12 protein-coding genes are annotated in these 23,497 nt (G+C 37.2%); 6 read left to right on the forward strand and 6 right to left on the reverse strand.

What is annotated here, in order from left to right; genetic code table 11:
• From ES677_RS10235 to ES677_RS10250, 4 genes are all read right to left on the reverse strand, one after another.
• Window positions 1–5,335, reverse strand: a 5,335-nt coding sequence (locus tag ES677_RS10235; protein ID WP_246124471.1) for a fibronectin type III domain-containing protein, incomplete at its 3' end; no start/stop codon positions are given.
• Window positions 5,336–5,523: 188 nt separating this feature from the next.
• The gene (locus ES677_RS10240) at window positions 5,524–6,561 is read right to left on the reverse strand and encodes an aldo/keto reductase (protein ID WP_148381187.1); all 1,038 of its coding nucleotides are present in this window, start codon (window positions 6,559–6,561) and stop codon (window positions 5,524–5,526) included.
• A 167-nt stretch (window positions 6,562–6,728) separates the two neighbouring features.
• Window positions 6,729–7,685: an OmpA/MotB family protein gene (locus tag ES677_RS10245; RefSeq protein WP_148370646.1), complete on the reverse strand. Its 957-nt coding sequence runs from the start codon at window positions 7,683–7,685 to the stop codon at window positions 6,729–6,731.
• Window positions 7,686–7,710: 25 nt separating this feature from the next.
• Window positions 7,711–8,469: an exodeoxyribonuclease III gene (locus tag ES677_RS10250; protein WP_148370645.1), complete on the reverse strand. Its 759-nt coding sequence runs from the start codon at window positions 8,467–8,469 to the stop codon at window positions 7,711–7,713.
• A 124-nt stretch (window positions 8,470–8,593) separates the two neighbouring features.
• Between ES677_RS10250 and ES677_RS10255 the strand changes: the two genes are divergently transcribed.
• The 5 genes from ES677_RS10255 (at window position 8,594) to ES677_RS10275 (ending at window position 20,027) form a co-directional block, all read left to right on the forward strand.
• Window positions 8,594–12,031, forward strand: coding sequence for a hypothetical protein (locus tag ES677_RS10255; RefSeq protein WP_148381188.1), 3,438 nt, complete (start codon window positions 8,594–8,596; stop codon window positions 12,029–12,031).
• 42 nt (window positions 12,032–12,073) lie between these two features.
• The gene (locus ES677_RS10260; RefSeq protein ID WP_148370643.1) at window positions 12,074–12,388 is read left to right on the forward strand and encodes a DUF6660 family protein; all 315 of its coding nucleotides are present in this window, start codon (window positions 12,074–12,076) and stop codon (window positions 12,386–12,388) included.
• 93 nt (window positions 12,389–12,481) lie between these two features.
• Window positions 12,482–16,819, forward strand: a complete 4,338-nt coding sequence (locus tag ES677_RS10265) for a CusA/CzcA family heavy metal efflux RND transporter (protein WP_148381189.1) — start codon at window positions 12,482–12,484, stop codon at window positions 16,817–16,819.
• Window positions 16,820–16,828: 9 nt separating this feature from the next.
• A complete protein-coding gene (locus ES677_RS10270) occupies window positions 16,829–18,043 on the forward strand; it encodes an efflux RND transporter periplasmic adaptor subunit (protein ID WP_148370641.1) in 1,215 nt (404 codons plus the stop codon).
• A gap of 10 nt (window positions 18,044–18,053) precedes the next feature.
• On the forward strand, window positions 18,054–20,027 hold the full coding sequence (locus tag ES677_RS10275) for a heavy metal translocating P-type ATPase (RefSeq protein WP_148381190.1): 1,974 nt from the start codon (window positions 18,054–18,056) through the stop codon (window positions 20,025–20,027).
• 87 nt (window positions 20,028–20,114) lie between these two features.
• Here ES677_RS10275 and ES677_RS10280 read toward each other — a convergent pair whose 3' ends face one another.
• Complete coding sequence (locus ES677_RS10280) at window positions 20,115–21,656, reverse strand: glycine--tRNA ligase (RefSeq protein ID WP_148370639.1); 1,542 nt, start codon at window positions 21,654–21,656, stop codon at window positions 20,115–20,117.
• Between the two features lie 65 nt (window positions 21,657–21,721).
• A complete protein-coding gene (locus ES677_RS10285; protein WP_148381191.1) occupies window positions 21,722–22,648 on the reverse strand; it encodes a hypothetical protein in 927 nt (308 codons plus the stop codon).
• 170 nt (window positions 22,649–22,818) lie between these two features.
• On the opposite strand from ES677_RS10285, the gene ES677_RS10290 reads away from it, so the two are divergent.
• Window positions 22,819–23,496, forward strand: a complete 678-nt coding sequence (locus tag ES677_RS10290; protein WP_148381192.1) for a ComF family protein — start codon at window positions 22,819–22,821, stop codon at window positions 23,494–23,496.
• Window position 23,497 lies beyond the last annotated feature (1 nt).

Here is a 23,497-nt window from a genome sequence, read left to right on the forward strand (position 1 = left end):
CATAGTAGTACGTACCTACTGGTAATTCATCACCATCTTTAGATTGACCAAACCATTCGTTAGTATAGTTTGCTCTAGAATATACTTTGGTCCCATATCTATTAAAGATTTCTAAGCTTTGTACATCAAAACTACTTAAGTCGAAAAAATCGTTTTTATTATCTCCGTTTGGCGATATACCTTGTGGAATAATACAATTTTCTAACTCGTAAACTTCTACGTCTTCGCTTGTAGAAGGGCAGGATGAATTATTAAACGTTACTTCAATCGTGTATGTTCCTAGGAGTAACACGTTGTTTAATGTTAAACTTGTTTGACCAGGAATTGCTATTCCATCTCTATACCAGGCTATTGTTACTTCTGACTCCGCGTAATTATTACCCGTCGCAGTTATCGTTATTGGCGATGTTGCATTAGGGCAAACTTCATAAATAGCACTTGTGTCAATTGTTGTATCAGGTAAAGCACCTACAATTAAATCTAACTCTTCGGTGACATAACAATCAGTTGACCCTATGTTTTCAACACGAGCAATAATCGTTTGTGGATTACTAATGTTTTCGTAAGGAGAAGTTAATGCTCCTACTCCCGCATCTGCATCGGCTTGAGTTAAGTAATAAGACACAGCAAAATTTGTAGCATCTTGACCATTCAACACAACTGTATTGTGAGCGTCTAAATCAAATAATTCAACACCGTCGTTAGAATCATCATCGCAAGCTTCTAAATCTACACCAGTAATTTCCGGTAGAGCTCCTGTAATTACTAAGTTAAATAATGTATTGGTACTTGCACATCCAGAACCCGAACCTACAGCATTTACATCCTCCACTCTTACGTAAATTACTGTCCCGTCCATAGCACTGTAAGGAGAAGCTAAAGCATTAATACCTGCTTGTGCATCGCCTAGTGTTGCGTGGTACGTTACAACAAAATCTGTTTCACTTTGAGCTCCTAAAATAGTTGCTGTTTGTGCGTCTAAATTAAAATCTTCAGTACCATCACCAGAAATATCATCACAAGTAATAATATCTGGGACTGAATTTGCAATAGCATCGTTGTAGAAGTTAACTACAACGTCATATTGAGAATACACTTCACAATCACTATCGTAAGCAACCACACTATAGAAATCAGATTCAGTTACCACTAAAGTACCCGAAGTTTCGTTATCTAATATAATTCCATTTTGGAACCACTCATAAGTTTCAGCAAATGGAGACTCAGCTATAAGAGTTGTATCAGCGAATCCACATAGGTTAGCAATTGAAGCCGTTAATTCGTCATTATCGTCATCGATAAAAGTCACATCATTAGAAGTAATTTCTACCTCTAATTCTGCAACAGTAGAACCTGCTCCACTACCACCAGAATTTGTTTGTTCTATTTCAATCTCCCCAGGTTGGTTTGAAAAGTTAGTAACTAATAAGACATAAATCTCACCAGAAATAGCGTTATCAATAGTTATATTCTCTATTGAAGCTGCACTATAGCTACAATCCATTATATTTCCTGAAGGATAGAAGTTACCGTTTGATGTATTATTAGGACAATCTCCTGGTGTTGGACAACCTTCGTCTAACACATTAGCTTCACAAAAATCTGTAGCTGCATCAAAAGGCCCCCAAAGAACGAAATCAACATCTTGACCTTGTCCTGTTGCCGACGTTTGAGTGATTTGAATTTCTACAAGCCCTGAATCTCCAATTTGGATAATATTCCAAACTGGGTTTGGAGTAGAAAATAGACACGCAATCTGTCCACCACTTGGAAAGTTTGTTAAGTTTGGCGTTGTTTGCACCCCGTTATTGTTACAGAATGTTCCTGCAGTTTCACATGCTGTTCCACTTGGTGCTTCTGTAATACATAAATCGAAAGTACTAGATTCTGGAGTTGACCCTCCTGAGAATACTCTAATATAATACGTATTGCCTATAGTTAATGAAGGAGAAATTCCTGAAGCCGTTGTATAACATTCTATTTCAACTAAAGCATCGCAAGTTCCTTCATATAATCCGAAATCTAAATTTGTTGTACCACCTTGAATATTTGTTAAAGAGATGATTTCAAGCTCGTGTAAGGCCGTAAATTCAAACCATACATCATCATTCGAGTTCCCTGCACAATCTACTGCTGGCACTCCTGAGTCGGTCGCTTCTAAAATAGTTCCTGGTGTTGTTACTGTACAACTTCCATCGTCATTCACTGCTGCTACTGTAGCATCTACACAATTATCATTATCTGGCGGACATGCTAATAATTGAATAGCCGCACTTGTAATAATACAATTTCCGTCTTGTTCATTTTCAATAGTAAAAATAATATCTGTTGCAAAAGGGTAAGGTCCAAATTGCGTTGTTCCTGTAGCCGAAACAGATACTGGAGCACTTCCTTGGTTATCATTAATTACCACAGATGTTGCATCTCCTAAAGAGTTTACATTTACATCTACTAAAAATTGATCGCCATTTGCACAATCATCAACTACCACATAAGTAGCTACTGGATTAATACACGTTGCACAAGACACGGTTATATCTAGTGGGTTTATATTAGCACTAGTAGAACAACTCACTGAGGAATCTGAGTTAATAGTGTATGAAATTGTATCTCCCGTTGATTGATATGTTATTCCTGCAAGATCACCTCCGTTACCGTAAGGCGTTCCGGCATTTAGATCTGTACCATCAGTATCAAATACTTGGAATTCATCAATGATATTTTCTACATTACCAGAATTTACTGTAAAGTTTAAAGCTGTACCATCTGTACTTGTGAAAGTAAATACGTTTGTTTCATTTGGTCCGTAACAGAACGTTACGTTAACTGGTCCTTGCGTACAGTCTACGGCATAATTTAATTGTACAGATGTCGAAAAATTTACTGGTCCTGACCAATCACTAAAACCATCTACACCACAATCTGCCCTAACATAAATTTCATAATCCGTTTGAAAAGTTAACCCTGTTGCGTTAACATTAGTTACAGCAATGGTAGTACCTGTAGTAGGCACTCCTGTTCCTGCTGGTTGAATTACATATTCCCAAGAAGTTTCTCCTGCTCCTGCCATCCAAGACACATCTGCAGAAGTTCCTGTTATATTTGTTACTGAAATCCCTCCTGGTTGTACACAAGCAGGTAATTCATCAAATGTTACATCGTCTATAGCGATATCATCGTAAAAGTCTCCTGAAACAATTTCAGAGAAAATAAAACGTGCTTGAACATCGCCAGTAACCGTTAAGCCACTTAAGTCTAAATATTTAAGCTCCCACCCTGCGGTGTTAGTATTGTAAGTCCCCATTAAGTTCCAAGCAGCTCCATCCCAAACCTCAACATCTAATTGAGAGTTAGCATTTCCTTCGTTGTTACTAATTTCATAAAAGGATAAAGATGGCGTTGTTAAACCCGTTATATCTACCAAAGGAGTCGTTAACGTTGCAGGTGCATCACTTCCAGAAGCATCTACCCAAGCAAAATAGCCGTTTGTTGCTGTCGCCCCTGTAATAACACCATTGTTACCAATATGTTCGAAACCGGGATCATTATCAAAATTCCAATCTTCACCACCACTCATTGCCCAGCAAAGAGGAATAGTTCCACCATTTTCAAAACCTTCTGTATAAGGCGCTGTAAAAGTCACACACTCTGTTGCTAAATTAACCGGACCAATCCAGTCACTATATTCACCACCACAATCTGCTCTTACATAAACTTCATAATTTGTCGCTGGTGTTAAACCAGTGGCAACATATGGATTTGTCGTTGTCGCATCTCCGTTTCCTACAGGAACGCCTGTTCCTATAGCTTGCACAGCAACTTCCCAAGCCGTTTGAGTTCCCGGCGCGATCCAAGAAATTGTTGCTGTTGTTGCTGTTGCGCTATCTATTGTTACTACTGATGGATTTAAACACGTTGGTAACTCACCAAAAGTAACATCATCTATTGCTAGATCATCATAAAAATCTGATGGTACCGCAACTTCTGAGAAAATGAAACGTGCTTGCACATCTCCTGTAATAGTTAGTGTACTAAGGTCAATAGTTTTCTTTTCCCATCCAGATGTATTCGTATTATAGGTACCCATTAGGTTCCAAGCAGCACCATCCCAAACCTCAACATCTAATTGAGAGTTTGCGTTGCCTTCGTTGTTACTTAGTTCGTAAAAACTGATTGAAGGTGTTGTTAACCCAGAAACATCCACTAACGGAGAAAGTAAAGTCGCTGCTGAATCTGATCCTGATGAATCAACCCAAGCGAAATACCCATTAGAGGCTGTACTACCGTTAACAACTCCGTCATTACCAATATGATTAAATCCTGGATCATCATCAAAATTCCAATCTTCACCACCACTCATAGACCAACATAAAGGAATAGTTCCTCCATTTTCAAAGTCTTGAGTATACGGTGCTACGAAAGACACACATTCAGTATCAAAATTGATTGGGCCAACCCAAGAACTAAATTCTGCTCCGCAACTAGATCTTACATACACTTCATAAGTTGAAGCCGGTGTTAAACCTGTTGCTATATAAGTTGTATTAGATGTTGCTGCATCTCCATTTCCTGTTGGAGCTCCTGTTCCTGCAAGTTGCACTGCAACTTCCCAAGCTGTTTCTGCTCCTCCTAAATCCCAAATAATACTTGCTGTAGAATCTGTTGTGCTAGCAACAGAAATATTACTTGGTTCTGGGCATGTTACCTCAAATATATCTACCGTATCAAAAGCGGCGCCTTCATCGACAACTGATCCATCGGATCCAAAAGCAACTCTTAAACTAACCGCAGATTCTCCTGCTAAACCGGTTAATGCATGTCTAGCAATAACCCATCCGTTAGATCCTTCATTTGCAATTGTACCAGTCCAACCTATTTGTTGACCTCCAGGACTCCCTCCTATTGAATCATCGTTAAACCAGTTATTAGGGTCATCTAAGTTTCCGACATTTTGCCATGTAGTTCCACCATCTATCGATGATTGTAAAACCATTCCGTCCCAACTATTTTCTGAATTCCACCAAATACTAAATTCTAAAGCCGGTGCTGTTAAAGCAGAAAAATCGAAAACAGGACTTTCTACAAAAGAAGATTCGCTGGCAGAGTAATTACCTGTTAAGTTTGTAACCCAAGCGTTTGCTCCAGAATCGGCACTATTTATAATAGTATTTGCAGGTGCTCCTAAAGCCCATGATCCATTTGTAGTATTGTTCGCAATCCAACCACCATCTCCAGACTCAAAGTCTTCATTATAAGGAAAAGTGGCAATTTGTGCATTAGCTTGCAGGCCGACAAAAACGGCCAACAACACTAATAAATGAGTAATTTTTTTCATTATAGCTGTTATTTCTTAGATTATTAGTCATCTAAACTATAAAAAAAAATTATGCTCTATTCACTTATAGCTGTTTTATAGATGAAATGCTGTAATTAACGACAAAAAGCCGTTTTCTTTAAGAGAATTATTCTATTCGCCAAATTATGTTAATAATTACTTAAAAATATAGGTGGAATTTAACGGTTTTACGGTGCTGGATTAGGGATTTCGGCATAAATAGTGTTAATTTTATCTAAAAACTCTGAATTTAATTGGATTTCTACACTCCCTATATTTTCTTTTAACTGCTCCAAGTTAGTAGCCCCTATAATTGTACTCGTAACAAATGGCCTCTGGTTTACAAAAGCCAATGCCATTTGTGCTAAAGACATATTATATTGTTCCGCTAAATCTAAATACAATTTCACAGCTTTCGTAGATTGCTCGCTGCTGTAGCGTGTATAGCGTGAAAACAAGTTTAAACGAGATTGCGAAGTATCGGTTTTATAAATATATTTTCCAGAAAGCACACCAAATGCCATTGGGGAATACGCCAATAAACCTATATTTTCACGGTGTGAAATTTCGGCTAAGTCGCCTTCAAAAAGACGATTTAGTAAAGAATACGCATTCTGAATCGTTACTGGTTTTTTACAGTTATTTTTTTCGGCTTCTTGTAAGTAGCGCATTGTACCCCAAGCTTTCTCGTTTGATAAGCCAATGTTTCCAATTTTACCTTCTTTAGTAATAGCGTTCAATGTGTCAAGCACCTCAGCAAAATTATCTTCCCATTTATCATTTTCATCCGGACTATAATCACGAATACCAAACGTATTTGTGTTGCGCTCTGGCCAATGCAATTGAAATAAATCGATGTGATTAGTGTGCAGTCTTTTTAATTCGTTATTTACAGCATCGTGAATACTTTGCTTGCTAAAACCTGTCGTTCTTATATGAGCAGTATACTCTCCGGGTCCTGTAATTTTCGATGCTAACACCACTTTATCGCGATGCCCCGATTGCTTTAACCAAGAGCCTATAATTTGGCTGGTTCGCCCTTGTGTTTCTGGCGATGCAGGTACCGGATACATTTCGGCAGTGTCTATAAAATTAATACCGTGATCTAAAGCATAGTCTAATTGCTTATGGCCTTCGGCTTCTGTATTTTGGTTTCCCCATGTCATGGAACCCAAACAGAGTTTACTCACTTTTATATCGGTGTTTGGTAGTGTGGTGTATTTCATTATTTAATTTTATATAAATATAAAAAAGACCTTTCATTGTTTTAAGAACGAAAGGTCTAAATCTGTGTTAAGAATTGCGTTAAGGATGGAGCAATTGTTGGAGCTCTCCCGGTTACTATCGGGAAGCGACTTGCGAGAGCCTGACCCAATAGGGAAACGCCCTACATCTAAATCTCGTTTAACAATTTAGAAAGCTCGTCTAACTTAGGTGTTAAAATCACTTCAATTCTTCTGTTTTTTGCTTTCCCTTCGGTTGTTGCGTTAGTAGCAATTGGCGCATATTCTCCACGACCAGCAGCGGTTAAATTATCGGGCTGTATGGCATTATTTTCTTGTAAAATATTTACAATCGCCGTTGCTCGTTTCGTTGATAAATCCCAGTTATTATCAATTTGAGATGTTTTTCTAAACGGTGTATTATCAGTGTGGCCTTCTATTAGCACCGCAATTTCAGGATTATCTCCTAAAACGGCCCCTAATTGTTTAACGGCTTTACGACCTTCGGTACCTACCGACCAACTTCCTGAATTGAATAATAATTTATTTTCCATTGACACATACACTTTTCCGTTATGTTGCTCGATGGTTAAACCTTTGCCTTCGAAATCGGTTAGCGCACGAGAAACTGCATTTTTTAAATTGGTCATTTCTGCCTCTTTTGAAGCGATAACACTTTCTAATTCTGCGACGCGCTGAGAGCGTGATTCTAGTTGCTTTTTTAGGGCTTCTAATCTTTGATTTTCGGCAGTTAAGGCTTGCTCCTTGGCTTCTAATTGCGCTAATAACTCTCTGTTTTTCTGAGAATTGGCAGCAATAGCATACGAACTATTAGCATCTAGAGCATCGTAAGATGCCTTTAAATTATCGTAACTTCTTTTTGTAGTGTCGTAATCGCTTTGTAGTTGGTCGCGTTCAGCAACGGCAGTATCGTACTGCATTTGAAGCGTTTCCAACGCCTTTAACGCTTGGTTCTTTTCTTCTAGTGAGTCGCTATTTTCGTCTTGTAACGAACGGTTTTCTTTTTTTAAAGAGGCATATCTATCCTCTAAGTTTTTATAAACTTTAGGAGACACACACGCTGTTAACACAGCAAATGTTAATGATAAAACAAGGATTTTTTTCATTTTTTATTTTATAAATTGGGGGTTTTTATTCTAATTCTAAAACTATCGGACAATGGTCGCTATGTTTAGCTTCGCTTAGTATAACGGCTCTTTTTATCTTTTCTTGTAGCGGCTGTGTTACCATTGCATAATCTAATCGCCATCCTTTATTATTGGCACGCGCATTGGCGCGATACGTCCACCAGCTATATTGCTGTAATTCAGGATGTAAATACCTGAAAGAATCTATTAATCCGGAGGCTATAAATTCTCCTAACCACTGGCGTTCTTCGGGTAAAAAGCCTGAAACATTTTTCATTTTGGGGTTATGTATGTCTATTTCTTCATGACAAATATTATAATCTCCGCAAACCACTAAGTTAGGGTGTGCTTCTCGCAATTGAGAAATATATTCCTGAATCATATTCATATACTCAAATTTATGCGCCAATCTTAAATCATTGGTTCCCGATGGCAAATACATACTCATTACAGAAACACCGTCAAAATCGGCACGAATATTTCTACCTTCAAAATCCATAGAGTCTATTCCCGTTCCATATTCTACGTGGTTGGGTTCTGTTTTGCTTAAAATGGCAACGCCGCTGTATCCTTTTTTTTGTGCACTAAACCAATAATTGTATTTATAACCCGCGTCTTCAAAAAGAGATAAATCTAATTGCTCTTCCATTGCCTTTATTTCCTGAAGACAAATAACGTCTGGGTCGGCACTTTTAAGCCAATCTATAAATCCTTTCTTTAGTGCTGCACGTATTCCGTTTACGTTATATGAGATTATTTTCATTGTTAAGTTGAAGTTATTTCGGCTAAAATAAATAATGAGTTACTTTTACCCTATCTATTTAAGCATGATTTAACCAAAAACTATTAACAAAATAATTCGCCGTGTTTTTAGTTTATACTACTATATGAAGCTATTTGTTACTCTTTCCTTTTTAATTCTGGGTGTTTTTGCTACTGCGCAAGAGCAAACCCCAAACTATAAGAGCAAAACTGTAGCGCTACAAAAAGAGATTAAAATTGATAGTGTAAGCATTAACCCCTCCTATTTCGCCCTTAAATTTAAAGACAACACAACCATAGACTCCACATTTTACACTGTCGATTTCTCGAAAGCCATTATAACATTTAAAAAACCTATTATTGGCGATTCTATTATTATTAATTACGTGAAGTACCCTGAATTTCTTACCAGAACCTATCAGTTATTTGACGAATCTGTTATTGTAGAGAACACCGATAACATCAATAAAATCTACAAAATATCGCAACCCAATACGGTTGATAAATTCACTCCTTTTGATGGTTTAACCACCTCCGGAAGTATTTCGCGTGGGGTAACCATAGGAAATAATCAGAATTCGGTTTTAGACAGTGAACTCGATTTGCAAATTACCGGTAAATTAAACGATAAAGTGTCGCTTCGTGCCTCCATTCAAGATGCTAATATTCCATTGCAAGAAAGTGGGTACTCGCAAAAACTAGACGAATTCGACCAAGTATTTATTGAGCTTTTTAGCGACAAGTGGTCTATTCGCGCTGGAGATATTGATTTAGAAAACAACAATTCTTACTTCGCTAATTTCTCGAAGCGTGTGCAAGGTTTGTCTCTGCGCGCTACTTTAGGAGACGAAGATGCGCAGACCAATCTTTTTGCCGCGGGAGCGTTAGTCCGCGGTCAATTTACCTCAAGCCAATTTACAGCGCAAGAAGGAAATCAAGGGCCGTATAAATTACAAGGTCAAAATGGTGAGCTTTTCGTGCTTATTGTTTCAGGAAGTGAAACCGTTTACGTAAACGGAATTGCTTTAGAACGCGGTGAAAGTGCCGATTATATTATTGACTATAACGCTGGAGAAATTATTTTTAATGCGACATTCCCGATAACTTCCGAAATGCGAATTAGAGTCGATTATCAATATAGCGAACGTAATTATTCGCGATTAGTAGCGTATGGCGGCGGCCATTTTGAAAGCGAAAAAATAAAATTTGGCGTGTCTGTTTATTCTGAAAACGATTCTAAAAACAACCCTTTGCAACAAAACTTATCGACCGAACAAGTGGCCGTGCTTAGCGCTGCGGGAGACGATAGATCCCTAATGGTGGCGCCATCAAGTGTGGAAGAAGCGTTTAACGAAAATCGGATTTTATATAAAAAAGAACTCATTAATGGCTTTGAAGCCTTTGTGTTTTCTAACAATCCGGACGATACCTTGTTTAAGGTGAAATTTACTAATGTTGGCGCAAATCAAGGAAACTACAGTATTAGCAATACCAATGCCATTACCGTTATTTACGAATATATCGCGCCCGTTCTAGACGTGCCTCAAGGTAGTTTCGAACCTGTTGTGCAATTGATTTCGCCAACAAAGTTACAAATAGCTGTATTAAATGGAAGCTATACACCTACTCAAAAAACGACAGTTAATTTTGAAATTGCCGGAAGTAAAAATGATTTGAATTTATTTTCGGATCTAGATGATAGTAATAACGACGGGTACGCGGCAAAGATTGCGATGGAGCAAGCCGTGATAAAAAATGACAGTTTATGGAATGTAAACGCTGTTTTTGATTCCGATTATATTAATGAGCACTTTAGAAATATTGAAGGGCTTTACAATCCAGAATTCAATCGCGACTGGAACTTATCGCCGTCTACCAGTGCGAACCAAATTATTAACGCATTAGGAAACCAAGCGTTGCTCTCTGGCGGATTTAAGGCCTTTCATCATAAAAAAGGAGTAGCCAGTTACCGGTTCGAGCACTTAAATTATTCAGAAGGTTTTAATGGCAACCGACATATAGCTTCCGCTCGTGTGTTTTTAAATCGCTTTACTTTGGCGACAAACACCAGCTTTTTATCGGCTAATTCTTTCGAAAACAACTCCACCTTTTTTAGATCTTATAATTCCATTCGTTACGATTTAAAAAAAACGTGGTTAGGCGCTAAACTCGCAACCGAAAACAATCAGCAAGAAAACAAAACCACGAAGCTACTCACAGATATTTCTCAGAAATACACGTCGTACGAAGTGTTTACCGGCATTGGTGATAGCACCGGTATTTTTACAGAAATAGGTTATAAATATCGTGTTAACGATAGTTTAAGAGACCAGACATTACAAAAAGTAAATTCCTCTAATACTTATTACTTAGATTCTCGACTCATTAAAAACGAACGCACCAAATTAGCGTTGTATGTAAATTATAGGACCTTAAAAAATGAAGATTCCACAAACACAAAAGAGCAATCGCTTAACTCGAGATTGCAATACAACCAGCAGTTTTTGAGTAATTTAATACAATGGAATACCGTTTTCGAAACCAACTCTGGAACTTTGCCACAACAAGATTTCACGTACGTAGAAGTCGAACCCGGTCAAGGCGCTTACACGTGGATAGATTATAACGGTAACAGCATTCAAGAAATTGAAGAGTTTGAAATTGCGCAATTTCAAGATCAAGGCAGTTACATTCGTGTGCTATTACCCAACCAAGTATTCATAAAAACCCATCAAAATAGATTGAGCCAAACGGTAACCTTAAACCCTAGTCGTTGGATTAATTCTGAAAATAAAACCGCTAAATTATTCTCTCATTTCTATAATCAAAGCTCGTATTTAATCGACCGAAAAATAAAACGAGAAGGCAATTCCTTTAATTTAAATCCGTTTAAAAACGATAGTGAAACAACATTAGGTTTACAGTCCAATTTTAGAAACGTCTTATTCTTCAATCGCGGGAAACAACGGTACACGACCTCGTATACTTTTTTAACGAATAGTTCTAAAAACCAATTAACAGTAGGCTTCATTGCCAATTCACTTATAAGTCATCAGTTGCATTTTAATCATAAATTCGTAACAAGTTGGTTACTGAATCTTCAAACGAGTTTGGAGACTAACGAGAGTGAAAGCGAGAATTTTATTAGTAAAAATTATAAATTAGATGAAGAGCGACTCAATCCTAAACTCTCTTATTTATTAAACGACAATGTGCGTTTTGATGTTTTTTATCAATACACAAAAAAAGAAAATAGCATCGGTGATTTAGAAGTATTGAATCAGCAAAAATATGGGGTATCGTTTGCCATTAACAGTAATCAAAAGGCAGCGATTTCGGGGGAGTTCAATTTGTTTTCGAATACTTTTGAAGGCAATCAAAATTCACCGGTAGGATACCAAATGCTTGAAGGTTTACAACCCGGAAGAAATTTAACGTGGAGTATTTTAGCGCAGAAAAAAATTACAAAATACTTAGATTTAAACCTTACCTATTTTGGAAGAAAAAGCGAAACTAGTAAGACTATTCACACCGGAAACGTGCAATTAAAAGCCTATTTTTAAAAAACAGTGGTCTAATCTACTAAAAACACTTAACTTTGCCTTGTGAAATTTTTTGCCATCATATTATCTATCTATTTAACCAGCCTTACCTGCATACCGTGCAGCGATGTGGTGGTAGATACCCAAGATAATACAATAGCTTCAATTGCAATGGCCGACGATCATTCTTCAAGCGATCACGACGTAGATTTATGTTCGCCATTTTGTACTTGCCAATGTTGCCATATTGAAATTATTACGTCAACACACTTAGATTTTTCTTTTGTTAACAACGATAGTCCGCAGGAAACCCCTACGTATTTCGAAAGTATAAGTAAAGACCACAGCTGCAGCCTTCTGCAACCCCCTCAAGCTTAATTCTATAAATAATCTGAATCTTTTCAGGACTTTTTTACACTATATAATAGTGTCACTCTTACTATTTATTTAAAGAATTAAATCATAAACAGAATGATTAATAAACTTATTGCCTTTTCAATTAACAACAAAATTGTAATCGCATTGCTTACACTAGCCTTAATTGCCGGTGGTGTTTACAGCATTTTAAAGGTACCCATAGGTGCGGTGCCAGACATTACAAACAACCAAGTACAAATTATTACTCAGGCCCCAAATTTGGGGACTGAAGATATTGAACAATTCGTTACCTACCCGGTAGAATTAGCGGTGGCTAACTTACCTGAAGTTAAAGAAATTAGATCGGTTTCTCGCTTTGGTTTATCGGTAGTAACCATCGTCTTTAACGACAATGTAGACACCTATTTACCCCGGCAACTGGTTAGTGAAAAACTCACCGAAATTAAAGCCAAAATCCCAGAAGGTTTCGGAACTCCTTTTATGGGGCCTATCTCTACGGGTTTGGGAGAAATTTACCAATATACTTTAGAAGTCGCCCCAGAGTTTGAAGACCGCTACACCACTACCGAGCTGCGAACCATTCAAGATTGGATTATACGCAGGCAAATGGCAATGGTGCCAGGCGTTGTAGAAGTTAACGCCTTTGGCGGTGGTATAAAACAATACGAAGTAGCAGTTAATCCCAGCCGACTTAAAGCGATCGGCATTAGTATTAACGATGTCTTTACAGCCTTACAAAACAATAACCAAAATACGGGTGGTGCATATATCGAGAAAAATCACCAAGCCAATTTTATTCGAGGCGAAGGGTTAGCACGGACGATTAGCGATATTAATAAGATTGTCGTGACTAATAATAACGGCATTCCTGTGACTATAGAAGACATTGCCGATGTAAATTTAGGTACAGCAACACGTTACGGCGCACTAACAAAAAATGGTGAAGGTGAAGCTGTTGGAGGAATGATTTTAATGCTGAAAGGCGCCAGCTCCAACGCCGTTATTGAAAACGTAACGACACGAATTGAATCCATACAAAAAACGCTTCCCGAAGGCATTACAATAAAACCTTTTTTAGACCGTAGCAAACTCATTGCGAATACAACTTCTACGGTACAAAAAAACCTAGTCGAAGGGGCTTTGATCGTTATTTTTATTTTGATTTTTTTCCTTGGAAGTTGGCGCGGCGGACTTATCGTGGCGTCTACTATTCCATTGTCTTTATTATTTGCATTTATTTTAATGTACGTCTTCGATGTGTGGGCAAACCTAATGAGTTTGGGTGCTATAGATTTTGGAATTATTGTCGATGGCGCGGTGATTATCGTAGAAAGCACCGTCTTTTTAATGTACACTCAAATTAAAAAAGGGCAAAATCTTAATCAAGAACAGCGCGACAAACTCACCTTTTCATCGAGTTCAAAAATGATGAATACCGCCTTTTTTGGTCAGTTTATTATCTTAATTGTATTTCTTCCTATTTTAGCTTTAGAAGGTATTGAAGGCAAAATGTTTAGACCAATGGCATTAACTTTTATTTTTGCAATGATTGGTGCTATGATTTTGTGTTTAACCTATGTGCCAATGGTAACCTCATTATTTTTAAAGGTGCCAGAAAACGACAAGAAAACATGGGGTGATAAAATTGTTTTTTGGTTAGAAAATAAATATGAAAACGGACTAGTAAAAGCCTTTAAACGCGATAAACTAATTATTGCAACCTCTGTTATTTTATTGGCTATTTCCAGCTTTATGTTCACCAGAATGGGAGGCGAATTTATTCCGCAGTTAGACGAAGGTGATTTGGCTTTCCACGTCGTTTTAAAACCAGGAAGTTCACTTTCTGAAACCATTTCTGCCACAACGAAGGTTGAAAAACTGGTTAAAAACAACTTCCCAGAAGTTAAAGATATTATTAGTAGAATTGGTGTTGCCGAAGTTCCTACAGACCCAATGCCAATGGATATTGCCGATGTATTTGTTATTTTAAAACCGCAAAGCGAATGGGTAAGTGCCACGAATAAGGAAGAGCTAATTTCTAAAATGAAGACCAAACTTGAAACGCTTCCTGGGTTAAGTTACGAGTTTTCGCAACCTATAGAAATGCGTTTTAATGAGCTGATAACAGGTGTTCGAGAAGATATTGCCATAAAATTGTATGGTGACGATTTAACAATACTCTCGCAAAAAGCAGAAGAAATTGGAAAACGTGTATCCTCAATACCCGGTGTTGCCGATATGAAAGTGGAAGCCACGGTTGGGCAACCGCAAATCACGATTAATTATAATCGTAATAAAATTGCACAATACGGCTTGCAAATTAGCGATTTAAACACGCTTGTTGAAACCGCCTTTGCCGGTGGCGTAGCCGGAACTATTTTTGAAGGCGAACGCCGCTTTGATTTGGTCGTTCGGGTGTCTCAAGAGTTACGTCAAGATTTAAACAGTGTTAAAAATTTATTTGTCTCACTCCCTAACGGCGCTCAAATTGCTTTAAAAGAAGTCGCCGATATTAGTTTTAAACCCGGCCCAATGCAAATAAGTCGCGATAATACAAACAGACGTGTCCATATTGGAATTAACGTGAGAGGACGAGATGTTAAATCTTTAGTGGAAGAAATTCAAGAGGTAATTAGCACAGAAATTATGTTGCCTTCAGGCTATTATATTCGTTATGGCGGTGCTTTCGAGAATTTAGAACGCGCCACCAATAAACTTAAAACAGTAGTGCCGATTTCGTTACTTCTTATTTTTGTTTTAATCTTTTTCGCGTTAAAGTCAATTAAGCAAAGCCTTATGATTTATATGGCGATTCCGTTAGCAGCTATTGGCGGTGTTTTTTCATTATTAATTCGGGATATGCCTTTTAGTATTTCGGCGGGTGTTGGTTTTATAGTCCTTTTTGGTGTTGCCGTTTTAAATGGATTAGTACTAATTAGTGGTTTTAATGAATTAAAAGAAGAAGGTGTTACCGATATTTCAGAACGTATTAAACAAGGTACAAAACGACGTATTCGTCCCATTTTACTAACCGCACTAACAGATATGTTAGGCTTTTTACCAATGGCTTTATCCACCTCATCAGGCTCTGAAGTGCAGCGACCGTTAGCCACAGTGGTTATTGGTGGTTTATTAACAGCAACTTTATTAACGCTATTTGTTATTCCTATTTTATACCGATGGATAGAAACGCGAGAAGCCAATAAAAAACCATCAAACAGATCTCCAAAGACCGTATTAGCCTCATTGGTTATTGTTTTCGGTATGTTTTCGGGGTCTGCGCAAACCACGCCGGGGCTTTCTATGGAAGAAGCTGTGCGTATTGCGTCTACAAACCATCCGGCATTAAATGCTTCCACACTAAGCATAAAAAAAGAGGAAGCTTTAAAAACGACGGCTTGGGATTTTGGCGAAACGTCTCTATTTACAAGTGGCGAAGAAATAGGATATGACAATCCTGCCACCTACACGCGTTTAGGAATTGGACAAACGGGAATTGCAATTTTCGAAGGGCCTTCCAAAGTAAAACTAGCAAAAAATAATATTGCTTTGGCACAAGTAAATTATGAAGTGAGCGCGCTTCAAGTAGAACAAGCCGTCAAAAAAGCGTGGATAAAAACGTATATCTCAAAACGTATTTACGACTCTTATGCCACTATCGATTCTACGTTTTCTGGGCTTGAAAAAGCATTAACGTTACGCTACGAAACCGAAGCTATTTCAAAATTAGAATATAATGCCACGAGCAATCAAGGCAAACTTATTAGCATTCAAAAACGCGTCGCGTATAACAATTATAAAATGGCGTTGGAACAATTCAACCAACACCTATTTAGCGCTACGTCGTATAGCATTAAGACGATAGCAATTTCAGAATTAGAGCGCTTGGATTTAACAATAGACAGCACTTTAAAATCGCATCCATTATTAAGACAATGGACGGCGCAATTGGCGGTTGCTAATGCTAAAACGACAGTCCAAAAAGCCAGTTATTTACCTAAATTATCGGCGCAATATGGTTTTCAAGAGGTCGCAGGACAAACCGGTTTTAATAGTTTTCAAATTGGGTTAAAAATTCCTTTAATTTTTAATGTCGCGAAAGGAAAATCAAAAGCTGCGCAATTACAATCTCAGATTATTCAAGAAGAAAACCGACTAAAAACAAATGACTTAAATACCACATATACCAATCTTGTTTCTGAGTACACACTAAACAAAAACAATTGGAATTTCTATAAAACGGAAGCCCTTGAGCTGGCCATCGAACAACGAGAAGGTGCCACCTTATCGTATAAAGAAGGCGCAATGGATTATATAGCATTTATTCAAACCTTAAAAGACGCTACCGAATTAGAAATTAATACTTGGAATATTCTAGAATCGTATTTAATGAGTACGATTGCTGTGGATTTCTTTATGTCAAATCAATAACAAAACACTATGAAAACACTCTATAAAACTTACGGTATTTTATTGCTTTTACTTATTAGTTTAAGCTGTAAAAACTCTTCAGATGAAAACCATTCTGTTCCCGAAAATAAGACGAATGCGCAAATATCGCCTGAAGTTGACGAACACGCAGACGACGAACAGTCTGATCATATTGAATTATCGTCAACGCAACTTGCGGACTTAAATATTACCATCGATACCATTTCAAACCGAAATATGAGTGGTTTTATCCAAGTGAACGGTACTCTTGGTGTTCCGCCGCAAAATGAAGCGGTAATCACAACAACGATTGGCGCTAATATTAGCCAAATTAAAGTTATTGAAGGAGATTACGTTACAAAAGGTCAGGTCGTTGCCTATATCACCCACCCTGATATTATTACTATTCAAACCGATTATCTTCAAACTTTAAATAAGTTGTCTTTTTTAGAACAAGATTTTAAACGTCAGCAAACGTTATACGATCAAGGCGTCGCTTCGGGTCGCGATTATCAGCAAGCGAAATCGACCTATAACAGCACATCTGGTTTAGCAAAAGGTTACGAAAGCCAACTGCGATTATTAGGTTTATCGCCACAACGTGTAAAAGCAGGAAACATTTCCGAATCTGCACCCTTACACAGCCCAATAAATGGTTATATCGAAAAAGTTTTTGTAAAAACAGGGCAATTTTCCCAGCCACAAACTGCCTTAATGGATATTGTAAACACCGAACATATTCATTTGGATTTAATGGTTTATGAGAAAGATGTTACAAAAGTTAAGAACGGACAAACCGTTCGGTTTAAAGTGGAATCTTTAGGAAACACAGAACTTACAGCAGAAATATATTCGGTAGGGAAAGCATTTGAAGACGGCCCGAAAGCCTTACATATTCACGCTGAAATTGAAAATAAAGACAAAAAATTAATACCTGGAATGTATGTTAATGCGCAAATTATAACTAAAAACACTACCGAAAAAGCAATAGCTGAATCGGCAGTTTTTCAAGATGGTGCGTACTCTTATGTTTTTGTGGCTAAGAAAGTAAACGAGACTATATGGAAATTTACGCCAGAAGAAGTTATCATAAAAAACACCGTAAATGGTTATTCTTCTTTTCAATTTAAAAACGAACAAAAATCTTCGGTTTTAGTGGCGCAAAGTGGTGCTTATTACTTAATTTCAGAGTTGAAAAAAGGAGACGCAGAGCATTCACATTAATCCGTATCGTATGAAAGAACGTAAACACACCGAAAACACTCACAATCATAACCGATTTTTAGGAGAACAAACTGAACTGTATTTTTCAATAGCGAGCGGTGTGCTTTTAGGACTTGGTTTTGGTCTCTCTTATTTAGCCTCTGTAAACGAATGGCTGCCACTAAGCTGTTACATTTTAGCTTACTTTTTTGGCGGTGTATTCGCGCTCAAAGAAGCCGCTGAAAAAATTAAAAAAGGAGAGTTCGAAATTGATTTCTTAATGATCGCTGCCGCTATTGGAGCAGCTTATATTGGAAGTTGGGCCGAAGGCGCGTTACTTCTATTTCTGTTTAGTTTAGGACACGCTTTAGAACATTATGCGATGAACAAAGCGAAGAAGTCTATTGAAGCGCTTGGCGAATTATCGCCCAAAACAGCGTTACTAAAAAAAGGAAAATCATTAAAAGAAGTACCCATTGAAGAGCTTCGCATAAATGATACTATCGTCGTTAAACCAAACACCAAAATTGCGGCCGATGGTGTAATAATAAAAGGCAGCAGTAGCATCAATCAAGCTTCTATTACCGGTGAAAGTATGCCGGTCGACAAAACATTTATAATAAACTCTGAAGCCTTACCGGACTTTAATGACATCGATGCCGTAAATATTGTTTTTACAGGGACGATAAACGGAGATAGCGCTTTAGAAGTAAAGGTATTAAAGTTAAGCGAAGATTCTTCAATTTCAAGATTGGTTAAAATGGTGAGTGAAGTTGAAACACACAAATCACCCACACAACGCTTAACAAAACGCTTTGAAAAGTGGTTTGTGCCTACCGTTATTATTTTGGTAATCACACTGTGTTTTGCCTATTTAGTTATAGACGAATCCTTTAATGATAGTTTATATCGTGCCATTACGGTTCTAGTGGCTGCCAGCCCATGTGCTTTAGCCATATCAACACCAAGCGCTGTGCTTAGTGGTGTCGCCCGAGCAGCAAAAAAAGGAGTATTAATAAAGGGAGGTCGTGCTTTGGAAGACTTAGGAAGTTTAGATACCATAGCCTTCGATAAAACAGGAACTTTAACAGAAGGTAAACCGAAGTTAACTCACGCCATGGCTTTAAATAATTATGATGAAAACACTTTTCTGCAGTTAGTTTTAGACGTTGAAAGTTTAAGTAATCATCCCTTAGCAAAAGCCATTTCCAAGGACTTAAAACAACAGTACAGCTTAACGGAAACAGGTTCAGCCTCTGGAATTAAAGCCATTCAAGGAAAAGGTATTGAAGCTATTTATAATAATCAATCCGTTTATATTGGTAATACTGTTTTGATGCAAGGTCATAATATATTAGTATCTGAAGCCGTACAACAACAAAGCAACGACTTGTTAACTGGCGGGCAAACAGTAATGCTTGTTGCTTTTAATAACGAAATTATTGGATTACTAAGTGTTATGGATGTGCCGAGAGACACCGCAAAAAGTACCTTAGCACATCTAAAACGTATTGGGATTAAAAAAATGGTAATGCTCACTGGCGATCACCAAAATGTGGGTGATGCCATTGCAAAACAAATAGGATTAACAGAAGCTCGAGGCAATTTATTACCTGAAGATAAGGTAAAAGCGATTCAAGAATTAAAGGCGAATAACAACAAAGTTGCTATGGTTGGCGATGGCGTAAACGATTCTCCGGCAATGGCGAATAGCACCGTTGGTATCGCAATGGGAGCCGCTGGAAGCGATGTCGCCTTAGAAACGGCAGATGTTGCATTAATGTCTGATAAGATTGAATCACTTCCTTTTGTTATCGCTTTGAGTCGCGCATCGAAAAAAATTATAAAACAGAACCTGTGGATTAGTCTGGGTATTGTTGCGTTTCTGGTTCCGGCAACTCTTTTTGGATTTGCTAACATTGGAATTGCCGTTATAATACACGAGGGCTCCACCTTATTAGTTGTTATTAACGCCTTGCGTTTATTGCGATTTGATATTAAGTAAGCATATCTTTTTATAACTATTGGTAAAAAAAACACCCAAACTAAACGATAGCTTGGGTGTTTTTTACTTTATAAAATGACCAGGTTATTACATTTTTTGTAACCATGTTTTAACATCAACTTCTTGTTTAATTATATCGTGAAGCTCTTCAATTTTAACCCGTTTCTGTTCCATTGTATCCCTATAGCGCACCGTAACACAATTATCGTTTAAGGTGTCGTGATCTACGGTAATACATAATGGTGTTCCGTTAGCATCTTGACGACGGTAACGTCTTCCAACAGCATCTTTTTCATCGTAAGCGATATTAAAATCCCATTTTAAATCGTCAACAATTTGTTGCGCAACTTCTGGTAATCCATCCTTTTTAACCAATGGTAAAACCGCTGCTTTAAATGGCGCTAATACCGCTGGTAATTTTAAAACGGTACGCGTTGTATTATTTTCTAACTCTTCTTCTTGTAATGCATTAGAAAAAACAGCTAAAAACATACGGTCTAAACCTATAGACGTTTCTAAAACGTAAGGCGTGTAACTCGCGTTTTCTTCGTGGTCGAAATACTGTAATTTCTTACCAGAAAATTCTTCGTGTTGTTTTAAATCGAAATCTGTACGCGAGTGAATCCCTTCTAATTCTTTAAACCCAAATGGAAATTTAAATTCAATATCGGTAGCAGCATCTGCGTAGTGCGCTAATTTTTCGTGATCGTGGAAACGGTAATTCTCTTCGCCTAAACCCAGTGATTTATGCCATTTCATTCTCGTTTCTTTCCAGTGCTCGAACCATTTTTTTTGCGTGCCTGGCTTAATAAAAAACTGCATTTCCATTTGTTCAAACTCACGCATTCTAAAAATAAACTGTCGTGCTACAATTTCGTTTCTAAACGCTTTTCCGGTTTGTGCTATTCCGAAAGGAATTTTCATTCGGCCACTTTTCTGAACATTTAAAAAGTTAACAAAAATACCTTGAGCTGTTTCTGGGCGTAAATATAAATCCATAGCATGTTCTGCAGAAGCACCAAGCTTAGTGCCAAACATCAGATTAAATTGCTTCACCTCTGTCCAGTTTTTACTTCCCGTTAACGGATCTGCGATTTCTAACTCTTCTATTAATGCTTTTACATCGGCTAAATCTTCATTCCCTAAAGATTCTCCCATACGCTTTAAGATTGTATCGATTTTTTCTTGATACCCTAAAACTCGCGGATTTGTCGAAACAAATTCGGCTTTATCAAAAGTTTCACCAAAACGTTTTTCTGCTTTGGCCACTTCTTTATCTATTTTATTTTCTATTTTGGCGCAATAGTCTTCAATTAAAACATCTGCTCTATACCGCTTTTTAGAATCTTTATTATCAATTAACGGATCATTAAACGCATCAACGTGGCCGGACGCTTTCCAAGTGGTGGGATGCATTAATATAGAGGCGTCTAAACCTACAATATTGTCGTGCATTTGCACCATTGCTCGCCACCAATAGTCACGTATATTTTTCTTTAACTCTACTCCGTTTTGTGCGTAATCATAAACAGCGCTCAGGCCGTCGTATATTTCACTACTTTGAAATACGTAACCGTATTCTTTAGCATGAGAGATTACTTTTTTAAATTTATCGTCTTGATTTGCCATAAGTACAAAAGTATAAAACCGCTCCAAACTAATGGAACGGTTTTGGTAAAATTATAAGGGTTTTTTTATTTTAATTCCATGCTAGTACTACCTATTAGTTCGACGTCATAAAAAACACTTATAAAATAGGTGCCTTTTACTAAGTCTTTATCTTTATTAATGTCAATAAACGTAGAGACCTCCAGATCATTGTTACGATAATCTACCACTTCTTTACGGGAATAAATTAAAGATTTTTCATTAAAATTTACTTCCGCTTTATTTGATACAATATTGTTTTGCGGATCAAGCACTTGTATATAAATATTCTTATCGCCTTTTGCGGCAAATTTGTTAGCCTGCATTGTAAAACTAACATGAATATTTTTAATTTTCGATGCCCGCCTTGTATTTACAATTCTATTTCTGGCAATACGTTTAACACCCTCAGCATTCATATTTACAATTCTGATACGCTTTGCTTCCACTAATTGATATTCGAGAGTGCCATTCTTTTTTTCTAATGTGTTATTTTGTTTTTTTAAAGTTATAGCGGTTATCGCGCTTCGTTTTAAGCGCGTTTTTGTTTGTGCTAACGATGTTTCTACCTTTTTATTTGTAACTAATAAAGAATCGTTTTCCTTCTCTAAATTTTTAACAAGAGTAAGTATACTCGCGTTTTCCAACTTGAGTTTTATAAGCTGTGCCTTGTACCGAGAAATTAAAGCTGCATTGGGTTCTAGCGATTTTACAGAATCTAGAATGCTCTGCAACTTTCTTCTGGATTCTTTTAATTGTGATTTTATAGTGCCATTTTCTATTTCTAGAACATCGTAACGGCTAAGCATTTCAGACAATTCATTTTCAATAAGTGTATTCTCTTGCTCAATAAACGTCTGTACTTGTTTTTGATTACTATAATTAACATAAGCGAAACCGCTTAATATTACCACTGCTATAACTAACGAACTTATAATTATCCTATAATTAAAAAATTGAGGATTAACTATCATAAAAAATGTGCTATTAATAGGTGTAAACTTATAAAATATCAGAGAAATTCCATTTTATATTCGATGAAACGGTTAAAAACTTGTTAAAAGAGTGCGAATTTTTTATTAAATTGAAAAAGAAACACTTTATCTGGCACGTCGAATGAAGCGTTCAAAAAATAGTATTGCCTATGCTCACTTCCGTATTAGATTTAATTTTTCCTAAGGTGTGTTATACCTGCACCTCAATTTTAAACGACAACGAGCTCCATCTTTGCACAAAATGCCGACACCAATTACCTGTTACAAACTTTCATAAAACCAACGACCCAACTGTGGAAAAAATGTTTTATGGTCGGGTAAAAGTAGAACGCGCAACAGCATTACTGCGTTTTACTAAAAAAGGAATTGTACAAAAACTATTACATCAGTTAAAATACAAAGGACAAGAAGACATTGGTTTGTTTTTAGGCGATTGGCTTGGGGAAGAGTTGAAATCTATAGAGCATTATGCCTCTGTAGACCTTATTATTCCTGTGCCTTTGCACAAACGTAAAAAACGAAAAAGAGGTTATAATCAAGTGGAGCGTTTTGGACAACATTTAGCCCTCGCTTTAAACACCACGTATTGCGATGACGTATTACTAAAAACAACCGACACCAAATCGCAAGTAAACAAAAACCGATTTGCGCGTTGGAATGATAAAACAGAATTATTCACCTTGCACAACACCCATAAATTAAATAATAAACACATTCTCTTAATTGACGATATTATTACCACAGGCGCCACCTTAGAAGCTTGTGTTATAGCGCTAAACAAGGCCACAAATGTAAAAGTTAGCATCGCGACAATGGCTATTGCCTAGC

This window comes from Bizionia gelidisalsuginis, assembly GCF_008086185.1.
In the GTDB taxonomy this organism is placed as follows: Bacteria; Bacteroidota; Bacteroidia; order Flavobacteriales; family Flavobacteriaceae; genus Bizionia; species Bizionia saleffrena.